General features: G+C 47.6%; 1 protein-coding gene, 1 other RNA gene and 1 pseudogene. 2 read left to right on the top strand and 1 reads right to left on the bottom strand.

Features of this window, described 5'->3' with window-relative positions; translation table 11 throughout:
* Window positions 1–21: 21 nt before the first annotated feature.
* A non-coding RNA gene (gene ssrS / locus A3751_RS13060) (6S RNA) lies at window positions 22–200 on the top strand.
* Window positions 201–215: 15 nt separating this feature from the next.
* On the top strand, window positions 216–857 hold the full coding sequence (locus A3751_RS13055) for a 5-formyltetrahydrofolate cyclo-ligase (RefSeq protein ID WP_068456733.1): 642 nt from the start codon (window positions 216–218) through the stop codon (window positions 855–857).
* Here A3751_RS13055 and A3751_RS13050 read toward each other — a convergent pair.
* Window positions 836–1,541: pseudogene (locus A3751_RS13050) on the bottom strand (threonine ammonia-lyase, biosynthetic); the annotation flags it as partial. The gene A3751_RS13055 and the pseudogene A3751_RS13050 overlap by 22 nt on opposite strands.

Here is a 1,541-nt window from a genome sequence, read left to right as displayed (position 1 = left end):
TAGGAAAAATTATACTAGGACCGTGACCTGGAATGTTCGCCAGCCAGATAAGTCCTCGAGCCGATACTTTTTTATAGGCAAGTATTTCACGTGTTGTGTGCATGTCCCCTTCGGCGGGAAAGCCTAATATACGTCAGGTATTCGCCACCTTGAACCTTTCGGTTCAAGGCCCTATCAGGCAGCGGCATTTTGGGCACACTTACGAGACAGCGCTCATGAAAAGCACTCCTAAGAACGTCATAAAAAATGATCGCGCAAGCTACACTCTCGAGCAGCAGCGACAGACTATCCGCAAACGCCGACTAGCATTATCTCCAGAAGATCGAAGCGATTTAGGCCAACAAATTTGTCAGAGAGCGCTCCAAACGCTTTATTACAACAAAGCCCAAAACCTTGCTCTATATCTTTCAGCACTCGGTGAAGTAGAAACACAAAGCCTGATAGATCAGGCCCTATCACACGGAAAACACGTTTATTTACCGGCTCTCGACCCAATCAACAAAGAGCGCATGTACTTTGTTCACTTCCAACCCGGTACTCGCTTGGTGGAGAATCGCTTTGGCATGGCTGAGCCAGAACTGAAAGAAGAAAACGTGATCTCGCCAAAGCACTTAGACCTTGTGATATGTCCTTTGGTCGCCTTCGATGAGCAAGCCAACAGAGTGGGGATGGGGGGCGGATTTTATGATCGCCACTTCGCATTTAAAAACGAGATCGCCTTCGCATCCAAACCTCCGTTTATGCTGGGTTTCGGATATGATTTCCAAAAAATCCAAAAAATAGACGTCGCGCCTTGGGACATACCAATGGACGCGATCATCTCGGAAGCGGCAACTTACTTACCACGCAAAAACTGATGGTAAACCGGATTATTCGTCTCATCCCAGTAGCGAAAGCCGATCTCATCAAGCATCTCATTGAATAGCTTCAACTCAGATTTATCGACCTGTACGCCCATAAAAACACGACTGTAGGCGGCACCATGGTTTCGATAATGGAACATAGAGATATTCCATTTACTTCCCAGTGAGGTGAGAAATTTCATCAAGGCTCCGGGCCGCTCAGGGAATTCAAATCGGTACACGTGCTCGTTTTCAACCTGAGAACGCCCACCCACCATATGGCGAATATGCAATTTAGCCAGTTCATTATCCGTTAAATCACTCACCGGATAACCCTGCTCTTCGAGCTCTTCAACAAGCTGCAAACGCTCACCATCGACACCCGAGGTCTGTACACCTACAAAAATCTGCGCTTCATAACCATCTGCGTAACGGTAGTTAAACTCAGTGATATTACGCCGGTGTAAGGCTTTAATAAACCTTTTATAGCTGCCAGGTTTCTCCGGTAGCGTCACTGCCAAGATCGCTTCGCGCTTTTCGCCAATTTCCGTTCGCTCTGAAATGTAACGCAAACGATCAAAATTCATATTTGCGCCAGACACGACCGTTAACAAGTTCTCACCCTGAACCCCGGTTTGCTCAACATATTTTTTCAGGCCTGCCACACCAATCGCGCCAGCAGGCTCCGCAATGGCGCGG

The sequence above is a fragment of the Oleiphilus sp. HI0080 genome (genome assembly GCF_001635135.1).
Note: the sequence above shows the minus strand (reverse complement) of the source record. Positions and strands in the feature narration are given on the sequence as shown.

Coding starts and splice junctions, on each gene's coding strand:
- A3751_RS13055 (WP_068456733.1), top strand. CDS start 216: ATGAAAAGCACTCCTAAGAACGTCATAAAAAATGATCGCGCAAGCTAC.